The 13,630-nt window shown below is 37.9% G+C and carries 11 protein-coding genes and 2 pseudogenes; 10 read left to right on the forward strand and 3 right to left on the reverse strand.

Annotated elements, in window-relative coordinates; genetic code table 11:
* Positions 1-34: 34 nt before the first annotated feature.
* The 3 genes from ltrA (at position 35) to ACY8DX_RS02165 (ending at position 2,776) form a co-directional block, all read left to right on the forward strand.
* Complete coding sequence (ltrA, locus tag ACY8DX_RS02155) at positions 35-1,363, forward strand: group II intron reverse transcriptase/maturase (RefSeq protein ID WP_462406007.1); 1,329 nt, start codon at positions 35-37, stop codon at positions 1,361-1,363.
* A 180-nt stretch (positions 1,364-1,543) separates the two neighbouring features.
* Positions 1,544-2,086, forward strand: a complete 543-nt coding sequence (locus tag ACY8DX_RS02160) for an HAD-IIIA family hydrolase (RefSeq protein WP_462406130.1) — start codon at positions 1,544-1,546, stop codon at positions 2,084-2,086.
* 135 nt (positions 2,087-2,221) lie between these two features.
* Positions 2,222-2,776, forward strand: a complete 555-nt coding sequence (locus ACY8DX_RS02165) for a hypothetical protein (protein ID WP_462406131.1) — start codon at positions 2,222-2,224, stop codon at positions 2,774-2,776.
* A gap of 309 nt (positions 2,777-3,085) precedes the next feature.
* Here ACY8DX_RS02165 and ACY8DX_RS02170 read toward each other — a convergent pair.
* A pseudogene (locus tag ACY8DX_RS02170) lies at positions 3,086-3,991 on the reverse strand (IS3 family transposase); the annotation flags it as partial.
* Between the two features lie 41 nt (positions 3,992-4,032).
* Here ACY8DX_RS02170 and istA point away from each other — a divergent pair.
* Together istA and istB are read left to right on the forward strand one after the other, a co-directional pair.
* On the forward strand, positions 4,033-5,640 hold the full coding sequence (gene istA / locus ACY8DX_RS02175) for an IS21 family transposase (RefSeq protein WP_462406132.1): 1,608 nt from the start codon (positions 4,033-4,035) through the stop codon (positions 5,638-5,640).
* Positions 5,641-5,657: 17 nt separating this feature from the next.
* Positions 5,658-6,380 carry an IS21-like element helper ATPase IstB gene (istB, locus tag ACY8DX_RS02180; RefSeq protein ID WP_462405992.1) on the forward strand — a complete coding sequence of 241 codons (723 nt, stop codon included), beginning with the start codon at positions 5,658-5,660 and terminating at the stop codon, positions 6,378-6,380.
* A 58-nt stretch (positions 6,381-6,438) separates the two neighbouring features.
* On the opposite strand, the pseudogene ACY8DX_RS02185 reads toward istB, so the two are convergent.
* Positions 6,439-6,848: pseudogene (locus tag ACY8DX_RS02185) on the reverse strand (transposase); the annotation flags it as partial.
* Between the two features lie 114 nt (positions 6,849-6,962).
* Positions 6,963-7,184 carry a hypothetical protein gene (locus tag ACY8DX_RS02190; protein ID WP_462406133.1) on the reverse strand — a complete coding sequence of 74 codons (222 nt, stop codon included), beginning with the start codon at positions 7,182-7,184 and terminating at the stop codon, positions 6,963-6,965.
* 517 nt (positions 7,185-7,701) lie between these two features.
* On the opposite strand from ACY8DX_RS02190, the gene ACY8DX_RS02195 reads away from it, so the two are divergent.
* The 5 genes from ACY8DX_RS02195 (at position 7,702) to ACY8DX_RS02215 (ending at position 13,556) form a co-directional block, all read left to right on the forward strand.
* Positions 7,702-8,748 (forward strand): ABC transporter permease, encoded by a 1,047-nt coding sequence (locus ACY8DX_RS02195; RefSeq protein WP_462406134.1) that lies wholly within the window; start codon positions 7,702-7,704, stop codon positions 8,746-8,748.
* A 1-nt stretch (position 8,749) separates the two neighbouring features.
* The gene (locus ACY8DX_RS02200; protein ID WP_462406135.1) at positions 8,750-9,430 is read left to right on the forward strand and encodes an ABC transporter ATP-binding protein; all 681 of its coding nucleotides are present in this window, start codon (positions 8,750-8,752) and stop codon (positions 9,428-9,430) included.
* A gap of 92 nt (positions 9,431-9,522) precedes the next feature.
* The gene (locus ACY8DX_RS02205) at positions 9,523-10,203 is read left to right on the forward strand and encodes a response regulator transcription factor (protein WP_462406136.1); all 681 of its coding nucleotides are present in this window, start codon (positions 9,523-9,525) and stop codon (positions 10,201-10,203) included.
* Complete coding sequence (locus ACY8DX_RS02210) at positions 10,200-11,579, forward strand: HAMP domain-containing sensor histidine kinase (RefSeq protein ID WP_462406137.1); 1,380 nt, start codon at positions 10,200-10,202, stop codon at positions 11,577-11,579. Before ACY8DX_RS02205 ends, ACY8DX_RS02210 begins: the two co-directional genes overlap by 4 nt.
* Positions 11,580-12,413: 834 nt before the next feature.
* Positions 12,414-13,556 carry a BMP family lipoprotein gene (locus ACY8DX_RS02215; protein WP_439802695.1) on the forward strand — a complete coding sequence of 381 codons (1,143 nt, stop codon included), beginning with the start codon at positions 12,414-12,416 and terminating at the stop codon, positions 13,554-13,556.
* The last annotated feature ends 74 nt before the right edge of the window (positions 13,557-13,630 follow it).

Raw genomic sequence — 13,630 nt, forward strand, 5'->3', positions numbered from 1 at the left:
ACACATTTACTACACACAGAGGTAGGGATAATAAATGGAAACAAAACTACTAAGGATAGCAGAATTAGCCAAATCTGACCCTAAGATGAAATTTACATCTCTTGCACATTTATTAAATGTGCAATCACTCATTCAATGTCATCATGAGCTGCCAAACAATAAGGCAACTGGTGTGAACGGTACAACGAAAGAGCAATATGCTGAAAGTCTTGAAGAAAACATAATGGACTTAACAAACAGACTTAAAAGCAAAAGTTATCGTCCAGTTCCGGTTAGAAGAATGTATATTCCAAAGCTTAACTCTAATAAGAAAAGGCCATTAGGAATACCGGAACATGAGGATAAAATTGTCCAGAAAGGCATTGCAAAAGTGCTAAATGCTATCTATGAGAATGACTTTCTAGACTGCTCTTTTGGGTTTCGACCAAACAGAAACTGTCATGATGCGTTAAAGATACTAAACTTTTATGTAGAAAAAAGATTAGTAAGCTATGTAGTAGATGTAGATATCAAAGGCTTCTTCGATAATGTTGACCACAAATGGATGATGGAGTTCTTGAAACATAGAATAACGGATCCTAGCCTCCTGAGAATAATCAGTAGGTTCCTCAAAGGTGGTTACATGGAGGAAGGCAGGAGATACAAAACAGATAAGGGTACACCGCAAGGTGGAGTAATATCTCCTATCTTGGCTAATGTGTACCTTCATTATGTACTCGACTTATGGTTTGAGAAAGTGGTTAGGAAACAATGTGAAGGACAGGCATACATGGTAAGATATGCGGATGATTTTGTTTGTTGTTTTCAACACAAAAGGGAAGCTATACAATTCTACGAGTCATTAAAACTGAGATTGAAGAAATTTAACTTGGAAATAGCTGAGGATAAGACCAAGGTTATTCCCTTCGGGAGATTTGCAGAAAATAACGCGAAACGAACAGGGAATGGTAAGCCTGCAACCTTCGATTTCCTTGGATTTACGCATTATTGTGGAAAAAGTAAACAAGGAAAATTTCGTGTAAAACGGAAATCGAGCAGAAAGAAAGTCCAAGGCAAGCTGAAAGAATCTAAGGAATGGTTGAAGTCTAATAGAAATAAAAATATCCATTTAATCATGGAGAGATTTAGACGTTCTCTAGTAGGATACTACAACTATTACTGCATCACAGATAATTCTCGAACGGTTAATGACTTTAAAGAGAAAATCGAAATTTTACTATTTAAATGGCTGAATAGAAGGAGCCAAAGAAAGTCCTTTACATGGGATAAATTCAGGCTATTCCTTCAAATGTTCCCACTTCCCAAACCAAGAATTAGGGTCAATATTTATGAATTAAGGAAAGAAATTAGCTATATTCTGTAAATGATAACTAGGAGGAGCCGTGTGCGTTAATAGCGCAAGCACGGTTCTGAGAGGGGGGAGAAGCACAATTTACCGTAAGGTAAAAAGGCTCTCTTCTACTCGACTAGCGGAAGAAGGAAATTACATTAATATAGTCGAAAATATATAGTTGTACATATTCGTGGCGTGTAGGAGGCTATTTTGAATAACAGACGTAAGATAGAAGCAGTATTTATAGATAGAGATGGCACCATCGGTGGAGACAACACTGTACATTATCCTGGGGATTTTAAGTTATTTTCATTCTCGAAAGAGCTGATAAGCAAACTAAAGAGTGATGGAATAAAAGTGTTTTCATTTACTAATCAACCCGGTATCTCAACAGGCAAGGCCACTATTAGTGACTTCATAGTAGAACTAAATGGATTTGGTTTCGATGATATCTTTATTTGTCCGCATAGCTACAGTGAAGGTTGTCATTGTAGAAAACCCAATATCGGAATGTTACGTAATGGTGCAGAAAAGCATAATGTAAGATTAGAAAACTGTATTGTGATAGGTGATAGATGGAGTGATATGCAGGCTGCATCAGCTGCAAACTGCATTAAAATACTTGTGAAAACTGGAGCAGGTTATTCAACGCTAAACGAACACTATGAAAAGATTGCAGATATTGATATTGAATATGTTGCAGAAAATTTAAAAGATGCAATAGAGTGGTTGTATCTTCAATATGAAATTTAAATTATCTGTTTTAATTAAGGAGCTTCCCTGCCGAATCGCTGCGATCAGCTCTTTTCTGTTATTTCACAAACGGGCAGTTTAGCGGAAGTAGGAAAATGATTAAAAGCTTTAATTATATTCATAGGGGGTAAGTTTTTGACAGTTCATCACTATATTGCTTCAAGCAGGGAGATTCCTACTGGCGATTATGGGAGTAAAGCTCAAATAGTACCCATTTCTCATATTTCAGAAATAAAAATTAGAGGTATTAAAACGCCAAAAAAGACTAAGACAAATAAATATAGGAACGACACTAAAATAAATGAACACTATATGGTCGTTTATGAAACAGATGAAGACTTTCTAGGTATATTTGTTGCAGAATTAGATGGTTATGATGAAATAAGAAATCAATTCAGCAATCCTTATGTTTATCATCTTAATTGTTCTGACCATAGAAATGCTTATAGAATGCTGTTTAAATATATAGATGAAAACCTCTTGGAAGGTGAAAGCGTTGAATTATACACTTGTCTGGATGGACACGAATTAAAAGAAAAAATTGATTCACTTAATATTTTCGTTAACTTAACAACAAAGCATTTTCAAAATGATATCGGAAAATTTAAGTTAAACGAAAAATGTTTATTTAATGAATTAAGTGAACGATTTTCGTTTAGAGAAAGGCAGTATGTATTGATAACAAAATAATACAAAAGGAAACTAACTGATTGTGAAGAAATGTACTTCAACAAACGGGGGCGTTTGTTGAAGAGCAAGTATACGCACTTTCTTTCTGAAGGTACCTATTTTCATATCTCGAATAAATATTAGGCAAAAGCAGCAATCCTTACGATAACAGTTAAAGAAGTTGATAAACCCACCAACATCCCGTATGTTGCCACATACAGTCCACACATGTGGAGTGTGTCGCGAAGCTTATATTGAAATAAGGCAGTCAGCCCTCTATGAACTGCACCCTATAAAGTAGACAGTTTAATAAAAAGGGATGTGCCGTGTTTATGCGGCGATGAGATGACTTCGGTAAGCTGCCGGAGTCATCTTTTTTAATGTCCATTGCTTTCTCGTATTGTTATAGTAATCCATATAATCATCAATCATATATTTTAGTTCTGCCAAACTGTTTGCCTCCTTATAAGGAACTTCGTCCTTCATATGTCCAAAGAAGGATTCCATTGGGGCGTTGTCCAGGCAGTTTCCCCTTCGTGACATGGACTGTAAGAGCCCCATCTCTTTCACGCGAGATTGATATTCAGGATGCGTGTAATGAAACCCTTGATCCGAATGAATCATTGCTTCTGGATGTAATTGATTCCCATAACAACTTTCTAACTTGGTTAATGTTCGGTAGACTATCTCCATCCGTAGGCTTGTCGAGAGTTCATAGGCGACGATCTCTCGTGTCGCCACATCTTTCACGCAAGACAAATAAGCCGTCTTCCCACCGCGGATTTGCAGGTAGGTGATGTCGGTCAAGAAGACTTTCCCTGGTTCCTGTTGGTCAAACTGGCGGTTCAAATGGTTGGGTACCTGACGGTGAACCTCTGTTGCCTTGGCCATCGTACGGTATGGGTTCGCTCTCCGTACCTTGGCAAAAAAGTGAAACTTGCGCATCAATCGAAGGATTTTCTTGTGGTTCATTGGCTGACCGGCTTTCTCGGTGACTTCCATATATAAGCCGCGATAACCGATTTTCCCTTGGGCCTCATCATAAATCTCTTTTAGAAAGACATAATCCTGATAATCAGACTCCTCCCGGATAGCTTGTTTTTCCGCATTCTGAAGCCATTTATAATAGCCGCTTGGACTCACTTGGGCCACTTCACATAAATAACGGACCATGTTCTTCAATTGATAAAGCCGAATCGTCTCATTAATGACTTGGTATTTCTCTCGGGCTTTTAACGACGATTCTTCTTCGCCTGCTGTAAACGCTAAAATAAAAGTTGACCACTTTAGTACAATTCGCTAATCAAAAAGTTGACCACACCCAATCCCTTATCATTGAGTTTGTCGAGAACTTTATGATTTGGGAGGAAAAAAGGATGTTAAAGATGGCTAATATAGAGCTTATCAGAAAATTGCACTTTAAAGAAGGTCGATCTATTCGGCAATTATCAAAAGATCTCAATCTCTCCAGGCAAACGATACGAAAAGCCATACAACAGAATGAAATTCCAACCTATCAACGATCAAAGCCGGTTGCCAATCCGGTCATCGACTCCGTTAAATCTACCATTATCCGATGGCTAACGGAGGATGAAACAGCCCCAGTAAAACAGCGTCATAGTGCTGCTCAAATCCACAGACGCTTGGTAAAAGAATACGGCTTTAAAGGCGGAGAATCCACCGTACGCCGTTTTGTACGCCAATACAAGCAGCTCAAAGAAACCCCAAATTCCTCTATACCGTTGGAATTCGATCCTGGCGAACATGCCCAATTTGATTGGGGAGAAGTCATTGTGTGTTTGAATGGGATTGAAAGGAAAGTCATGCTTTTTTGTATGAGACTTTTGTATAGCCGCAAAATATTTGTAAAAGTGTTTCAGCATCAACGTCAAGAGGCATTATTCCAAGGCCACGCAGACGCCTTTGATTACTTTGGTGGTGTTCCGAAAACGATAGTCTATGACAATATGAAAACAGCTGTAAAGAAGGTGTTAGAAGGAACGAAGCGAGAAGAACAGGAAGCTTTTGTCCAGTTTCGCTCCCACTATCTCTTTGATGCCCAATTTTGTGCACCCGCCAAAGGAAATGAAAAGGGACAAGTGGAGAAGCTGGTACAAACAGCCAGAGCTCAATTCCTTGTGCCGGTTCCTCAGGTTAGTGAAATTCTGGAGCTGAATCACTATTTAATGGAACAATGTAATGCCTATGAAGAAACCTTCGTACCCAAAACAAACGAAAAGGTGGGTGAACGATTTCAGGAAGAGCGTGTGCAACTATTGCCGATCATCAGTAAACATCCTTGTGCCAGGAAGGTGAAAGCCAGTGTTAATAGCCTGTCCCTGGTAAACTTTGAAACCAATGCCTACTCCGTCCCAACAAGATATGCAGGACAAAAAGACGCTCACCTATATGCCTATGTCAATCATATTGAGATCTGGCTAGGCGGGCAATGTGTAGCGAAGCATGAACGTTCCTATGAAAGATTTCATGAAGTATTTGAAGTGGATCATTATTTGGATGAACTAGAGAGAAAACCAAGGGCCATTCCGCATGCACGCCCTGTCCGCAGAGCGAACCTTCCTGCCAGTTATCAAGAATTTTATCGTCGTACTCTTTCTAAATATGGGCATGGAAAAGAATTCATTAAACTACTAAAACTCCATCGGGAGTTCTCGATCGAAACGGTCAAACAGGCGGTTGAAAGTAGTGTAAAAGAGCAGCTATATACAGCTGATAGCGTCAAGCATTATCTGTATCTAATGACGAAGCCAGAAATCATGAAGCCATCCCCCATAAACTATAAAATGGACCAATCTGTCGCAGTCAAGGCGCCTACTTTCGATCCATATGATCAATTATTACAGAAAGGAAGGTATCTACACTGAGCACACATCGATATCAAATGGATGAATATCTAAAAAGATTACGATTACCAGCCATACGTGAGCAAGTGGACGCTTATTTGCGTGAAGCAAATGAGCAACAAATCACCTATGAAGACTTTCTTTTTCATTTATTAGCGATTGAAGTAGCTGAGCGAGAAATCAAAAAGAAAGCGACAGCCAGAAAAAAAGCGCAGTTTCCGGTACATAAAGACCTTCTCGCTTTTCAATTTGAAGAGGCCCCTCACGTACCTAAAAGGCGCATGTTGGACATCTTTCAAGGGGAATATATTCAACAGAAAAGGAATGTCATATTCATCGGGAACTCGGGAACAGGGAAAACACATTTATCCATCGCGCTAGGAGAAGAAGCGATTGAACAGGGCTATACTGTACGATACTATACGGCCGCCCGCCTATCCAATGAACTGATGGAAGCTCAGGACGAAAAAAGACTGCTTCAGTTAGAAAAGCAATGGTTGGCCGCAGATGTCACAATTGTCGATGAACTGGGCTATATCCCCTACCACCAGAAAGCAGCAGAATTACTCTTTCAATTTTTCTCGGCACGTTATGAAAGAGGCAGTATGGTTATCACGAGTAATCGGGAATTTAGTCGATGGGTAGAGGTCTTTCACGATGAACAGATGACCGCCGCCTTGTTGGATCGAGTAACCCATAAGGCACACATCATCCCCATGAATGGAGAAAGCTATCGTCTCAAAGAGACTTATTCGAAGTAACAAGAGGGTGGTCAACTTTTGCATGAGCGACATGGTCAACTTTTGGGTTGACGATTACACCTGCCTTTCCAACTCGTCTAGCTTTTTTAGTAAGGTCAATTCCGCCTCTAAGAGGCGAATGCGGGCTTCTGCTTGGGCCAATTTCTTCTCGGCAGAGGCATTCTCTTTCTTGGGGCGTCCCTTACTCGCTTTTCCTCGGCGTTCCTCTAAAAAGCCATTTTCTCCGTATGTTTGGAAGGTTCTGCGCCAACGAGCCAGGGCGCTTTGGGCTTTTTTAATGCCAATCACCTCTAAATCGAAACCTGCTTCTCGGAATATTTCCGCTGGGCCTTTCCCAGATTGGTTTTGTTTAACCGCCTGCAGTTTGAAGTCAGGGGTATACTGAATCGCGCGGTCTGTCACGGCTTTAACGTTTGGATTAGCTTCTAGTAGTCTTTGTTGGTGTTCATTAAAGATAATCTTACTCATGAAAAATACTCCGTTCTAAAAATCGTAATGTTAGTATAACGGGAGTTTTCCTGAAAGAGAATAGGAAAACCCCGAATAGGGTCCACTTTTTTTAAAGTGTCCACTATTCGGGGTTCAGTTCACTAAAGGGGGCACTGCTTTTTTTGTTTCCAACTTTGTTGATAATTTTGCCGCAAAGGATTCATCCTGAAATGATTTGAACAATACTCGCAAGTCCTCTTCAATGATTTCTTTGAGATTGCCTTCACGAATCGGCAGTCTTTTTTTACAGAAATAGTCGCCGTGCTTTATATTGTCTTCGCATCGATATCCTCGCTGATTTGTGCTTTGTACCACACTCCTCATAGAAAACGAGGTTAGTGAACAGATGCTTTTTAGGGGCTGTGGCTGTTCGTGTGCGCCTTGATAACATATCCTGAATTGCATGGAAGTTCTCTTTTGGAATGATTGCTTCATGAGTATCTTCGTGAATGGACATTATATCGCTTTTCACTGCACGTTTTTTGTGGATGTTACAGAGACGGTTTCTGTGCGGTTTTGACGCAGATCATCACAATAATGCCGGTTGCTCAGGAAGTTTTTCTGATACGAACAAGGGCATTGATCCAAGAAGGATTAATGCCTTTTTATATGGAGGTAAAGGCAGGTTAGTTGAATAAGGAAGGTCACATCAATATATAGAAATTAGTGGATTTTCAACATGTTACTTAAAGCTAAAGATTAATGGACAACGACCTAGCCACAATGGGCAAGTAGGTCTTTGTTTATTTGGGGTCATAATTGTAATATTCTGTTCATCTTCTGTTCACATAATGGATTTAAACTAAAGCAATAGGAGATAGGGGGATGTACAATGAATATTGCTTTGAAAGAAATGAAGAAAAATAAAGTCAGGTTTTTCATTTTAGGTTTAATTGTTTTCTTGATTAGCTTTTTAACGTTTATCATATCGGGGATGGCAAACGGATTATCCCAAGATAACGCATCGCTAATAAAGAATTTACCAGATGGCACATTTTATATGGCGGAAGATGCAGAACAAAAATACAACTTTTCTAACATCGATCAAACTACTCAAGAAGACATGTTAGACAAACAAAAAGATGCCGTAGCCTTATCTATTCAGATGGGAACTCTAAACGACATGGAGGACAAGCTGCAAAGTGTGGCTTTCGTTACTACTACTGAATCAAATACTTTCTCACTTTTTCCGCGTGTTGATAAAGGAGAAGTTGTCTTAGACGAATCGATGAAAGAAAAAGGTGTCAAAGTCGGAGACAAATTAACAAATAATCAATATAGTGGGGAATTTGTTGTAAAAGGATTTGTAGATGGCAGTAAATTTAATCATGCCTCAGTTGCTTTCATCAATACAGATGACTACAAAGAGATGTATAGGTTGGATGAATCACAATTGATCTACGTGCCTGATAAGGGGGCGTCACAAGAAATAGCTGCTGATGATTTACAGTCATTCTCAAATACAGAATTTCTTAATACGATTTCTAGTTATTCAACAGAGCAACAAACATTAAATATGATTATTTGGTTTCTAGTAGAAATTAGCGGTATGCTCTTCGCTATCTTCTTCTACATGATGAATGTTCAGAAGATAGGATTGTATGGAATACTGAAAGCCATGGGAACCAAAACAAGTCTTTTATTTAGAATGATGTGGACACAAATGGGCGTTATAACGATTATTGCAATGGGCATAGCTATTGTTGCTAGTAATCTATTGAATGTTTACAACCCGGGAATGCCTTATTATTTATCTGCAGAAAACACTGTATTCTTGTCAGTCATGTTTATCATCATAGGATTCATTGGAACAACGCTCTCTGGTATCCAAATCAAAAAAGTGGAACCATTACAAGCTATACAAAGAGGAGAAGATTGATATGCCCGTATTTGCACTGAACAATATAAAGAAGAGCTTTATAAATGGGGAAGTACAAGAAGAGATTTTAAAAGGGGTTAATCTTACCCTTAAAGAAGGAGAAATAACAGCGCTAAAAGGTGCCTCTGGTTCTGGTAAAAGCACGCTTTTGACGATAGCTGCAGGACTGCAACATGCATCGAGTGGACAAATCCTATTTGAAGGAAAAGATATTGCTAATATAAGCTCGGAACAGATTAGAAAAATAAGAGCAAGTCAATTTGGGTTTGTCTTTCAATTTTCTCATCTTATCCCCTTTTTAACAGTAGAAGAGCAACTAATGCTTATGTTGGATGTATCAGAGTCAAAACTTACAAAAGATCAAAAAAGGGAGGAAGCAACCGCACTATTAAGATTAGTGGAAATGGACCACAGAAGAAACGCCTATCCACCTTCCCTGTCGGGTGGAGAAAAGCAACGTATTGCTGTCGCACGAGCAATTATCCATAAGCCAAGAGTCCTCTTTGCGGATGAACCAACTGCTAGCTTAGACTCCAAAAAATCCAAAGATATTATGAGGATCATTCAGGAGGTTACAAAAAAGTTGAACGTCGCTACCTTACTAGTTACACACGATGAAGATGTTCTTCCGTTTGCAGGCCAGGTTATTGAAATGCGTGACGGACAAATTTTACACGGCTAAAGATAAATAATCGAATACTGTTTTTGTAGGCCTAAGTGTTTAGCTTTAGGTCTACTTGTCTATAAAAAACTATGGACTCAAGGAGACAAAGTATGACTAATATATTAATTGTTGATGATGATATTAATGTTTTAAAACTTGTCGAAATTCACTTATCCCAAGAAGGCTATAATGTGTATTTAGCCAAAGATGGTATGGAAGCATTAGAAATTCTTCAAAATAAACGGTGTCAACTAGCGGTAGTGGATGTAATGATGCCTTATTTGGATGGCTATGAACTTACGAAAGAAATTAGGAAGAAATATGATATTCCTGTCATCATTTTAACTGCGAAAAATCAAATGGAAGATAAGGAGCAAGGCTTTCAAGCAGGGACAGATGATTATTTGGTCAAACCCTTTGAACCCAAGGAATTAACTTTTCGTATAAAGGCGTTGTTGAGAAGATACGATAAGCATCAAGACGACAGTATTATTCAAATTGGAAGCACAATTATTAATAAGAAAAGTTATACTGTTCAAGTAGGAAAACGAACCATTATATTACCGTTGAAGGAATTTGAACTCTTATATTTTTTAATGTCTAATCCTATGCTAGTGCTATCCAGAGAGCAGTTAATAGAAGAAGTCTGGGGTGCTGAATACGAAGGGGATGAACGAACAGTTGACGTCCACATTAAAAGATTGAGAGAAAGATTTTCTAGTTTAACAGATGATTTTCAGATTAAAACAGTCCGTGGAATAGGATATTCACTGGAGGCAAAGCGTGGATGAAATCACTTTATGTAAAATTTGTTGTAATCACTATTGGCATTATGCTTATTAGTAGTGTCGTTGCCTTTATGCTGTCTAATGTCTATTACCATCAAAAATTAAAGCCTGTTAATGATCAAAAAAACACTAAAATCGCACAATCAATTGCTTCATTTATAGATGATAATCCAAATATAGGACTTAACGATTACTTAGAAAACATTTCGGAACTTGGATATCAAATCTACATAGTTGATAGTAGGGGAACTGAGATCTATTATGGGGCTCCTTTCAGAGAAAAAAGCCTATCTGCTATGGAAAAGGAATCTGTGCTAAACGGAAATATATATCATGGTATGCTGTACTTTCCAAATAAAACTTTTGTAACAGGATTTTTTGCAAATGAGTTAAAAAATACTATCGGTGTCCCGCTTAAATATAAAGAAAAAGACTATGCTTTATTTATAAGGCCAGACATAAAATTGCTTTTTAATGAAATGCACTACTTGTTTGCTTGGATTTTATTACTTTCCATTGTCTTAAGTGTTATTTTTGTTTTATTTAGTACCAAGTATTTGATAAAGCCTATTACAAAGTTGACTCAAGCAACCAAATCATTAGCGGTTGGCCAATTTCAAGTGAATCTCACCATGAAGCGAAAAGATGAGTTGGGGGAATTGACAGCTAGTTTTGTAAGTATGGCGAAAAAGCTAGAGCAAATGGAAGACGTAAGAAAAGAATTTATTTCAAATGTATCCCATGATATCCAATCACCATTGTCCAATATTAAAGGATATGCGAATTTGCTTGAAAACAAAGCATTAACAGATGAAGAAAGAACCAAGTATATCTCTATTATAAATGGAGAAATTGAACGGCTGTCTGTCTTAACCAAACAATTACTGTTACTTGCATCGTTGGATAGAGACGAAGATATAATGAAGAAGAAACATTACAACTTAGGAAAACAACTAAAAGAGCTAGTCTCTCACTACCAATGGTTAATAAGTGATAAAGAAATTATGCTTAGCTACTCTATTCCAGATATAGAGATTTACGCTGATCCTTCCTTGCTGAATAATGTGTGGGACAACTTATTATCAAATGCCATAAAATACAATAAGCAAAACGGAAGTATAGATATATCCGCTATAGAGGAGGATGGAGCAGTTACTGTGAAATTCGAAGATACTGGAATAGGGATGAAACAAAGTGAATTAAAAAGAATTTTCGACCGCTTTTACCGAGCGGATATAGCCCGAACAAGAGCAGTTGAGGGGGCAGGTTTAGGTTTATCTATTGTTGATAACATTGTTAAACTACATGGTGGTCATGTAACGGTCAATAGTCAAGAATCAAAAGGTACCACCTTTATTGTAAGGATACCGGTGGCATAGTACATAAAGTTAGATAAGAAATAGTATCGTAACTGTTAACCTAGTGGCTTTATATTAATGATGCTTTTTCATGAGCTTATTCAGTTTTTCTCTTATGCTTAACAATACGATAGATATCATTTGCGAAGTAATTTACTTAAATTATCAGAGGCTTTAGTTGAAGAGTAAGTACACCCACTTTCTTTCTGAAGGTGCTTGTTTCCATACCTCGAATAAATATTAAATAAAAGCAACAATCCTTATGAAAACTAGCTAAAGAAGTTGATAAACCCACCAACATCCTATGTGTTGCCACATACACTCCACACATGTGGAAAGTGTAGCAAAATTGATTTTGAAATAAGGCAGCAGCCCTCATTCTGGGCGCTGCCTTATTTATGTTTCTTTACTTTTACATCCTCAACTTCAGTCAATGAACATTCTGAATTCAATTAACTCATCTTTCGTAATCAAATATATCCGTAAAGAGGTTTACAGAGTGGGCGGCTCTGATTGTATGGGGTTCTCTAAATGTCTCCATGCAATAAAAATAGTAAAGTAAAATGATCGTTCAATTTGATTAAGGGAGTTTACACTGATGTCAGTGGAATGATTATTAGATATTTCGTCTTTTTATTAAGTTTATACATATATAGCTATTTTTCTAGTTGATTTTCAGCTTATTAACGAATATTAATTTATATTAACAAAGAAACATACGGATTTCTTATTGACGGGTGAAATTTCTGATGTTACTATTGGTGAGTAAAAATGAAATTATTTTAATATAACATTATTGGCGTAAAGATTACAAAGATAACACTTTCATAGGAGTAACATAGGAGGATCATTTCGATGAAACAGAGTATGAAAAAAATAGTAATGGTGTTATGCATGGCTTTATTGACAGCTGCCATGGCAGCGTGCGGAAATAGTGAAAATGGAGGACAGTCCGGTACAAATGAAGACGGATTGAAAATTGCGATTGTAACAAGCCTTACTGGTGTTGATGATGGTAACTTCAATGAAAATAACTATAATGGCATTTTGAACTTTATCAACAATCATCCAACAGCGACTGTAAAGGCTATTAAAGAAGAAACTGGCGATCCTGCTGCAGGTGTACAAGCAGTCGCTGATATCGTGGCAGACTATGATGTTATTGTAACACCAGGGTTCCAATTTGCAGGGGTCTCTAGTGTTGCTTTAGAAAATCCTGATAAAACATTTATTTTAATTGATTCTGAGCCTACACCTGTAGGGGATCAAAAGACATTCGATAATATCTATTCCATGAGTTTCGCTGAACAAGAAGGTGGATTTTTCGCAGGAATGGCTGCTGCACTTGAAACGAAATCCAATAAAGTAGCGGTTGTCAATGGGATTGCGTATCCATCCAATGTAAATTATCAATTTGGCTTTGAATCAGGCGTAGAGTTTGTTAATAACACTTTTGATAAAAATGTTGAGGTTGTTGAATTATCCGGTTATGCAGGGACTGATGTCACAGGCACTGATGTCGGCGGTAACTATGCAGGATCTTTTGGTGATGAAGCAACTGGAAAAGTGATCGGAAATGCATTGATCAAAAAAGGTGTAGACCAAATCTTTGTTGCAGCTGGCGGCACAGGCAATGGTGTATTCACGGCCGTTAAGGAAGCAAAAGGAGACGTAAAAGTAATTGGCTGTGATGTTGACCAATATGATGACGGTGTAAATGGTTCTGAAAACATCGTATTAACATCTGCTGCTAAATTTATGGGCATGAACGTTGAAAAGCAATTGAATGCCATTGTTGACGGAAGCTTTAAAAGTGGAAATGTAGTTCTTCATGCAGATACAGATTCTACTGGATTTATTAAAGATGAAGGCCGTCACCAATTATCAGAGGATACACTTAATAAAATGAATGAAGCGTACGAGTTAGTGAAAGATGGCACAATCGTACCTGCGTCTAACTTTAATGGCCATACGCCAGAAAAGTTCCCAGGGTTGTAACATTCAATAGAAACACATTATGGAATGAACCATTAGAAGTTTATCACTTCCTGAATTTTAGCGGGTCAGGAAGA

It is taken from the genome of Gracilibacillus sp. Marseille-QA3620 (genome assembly GCF_054950035.1).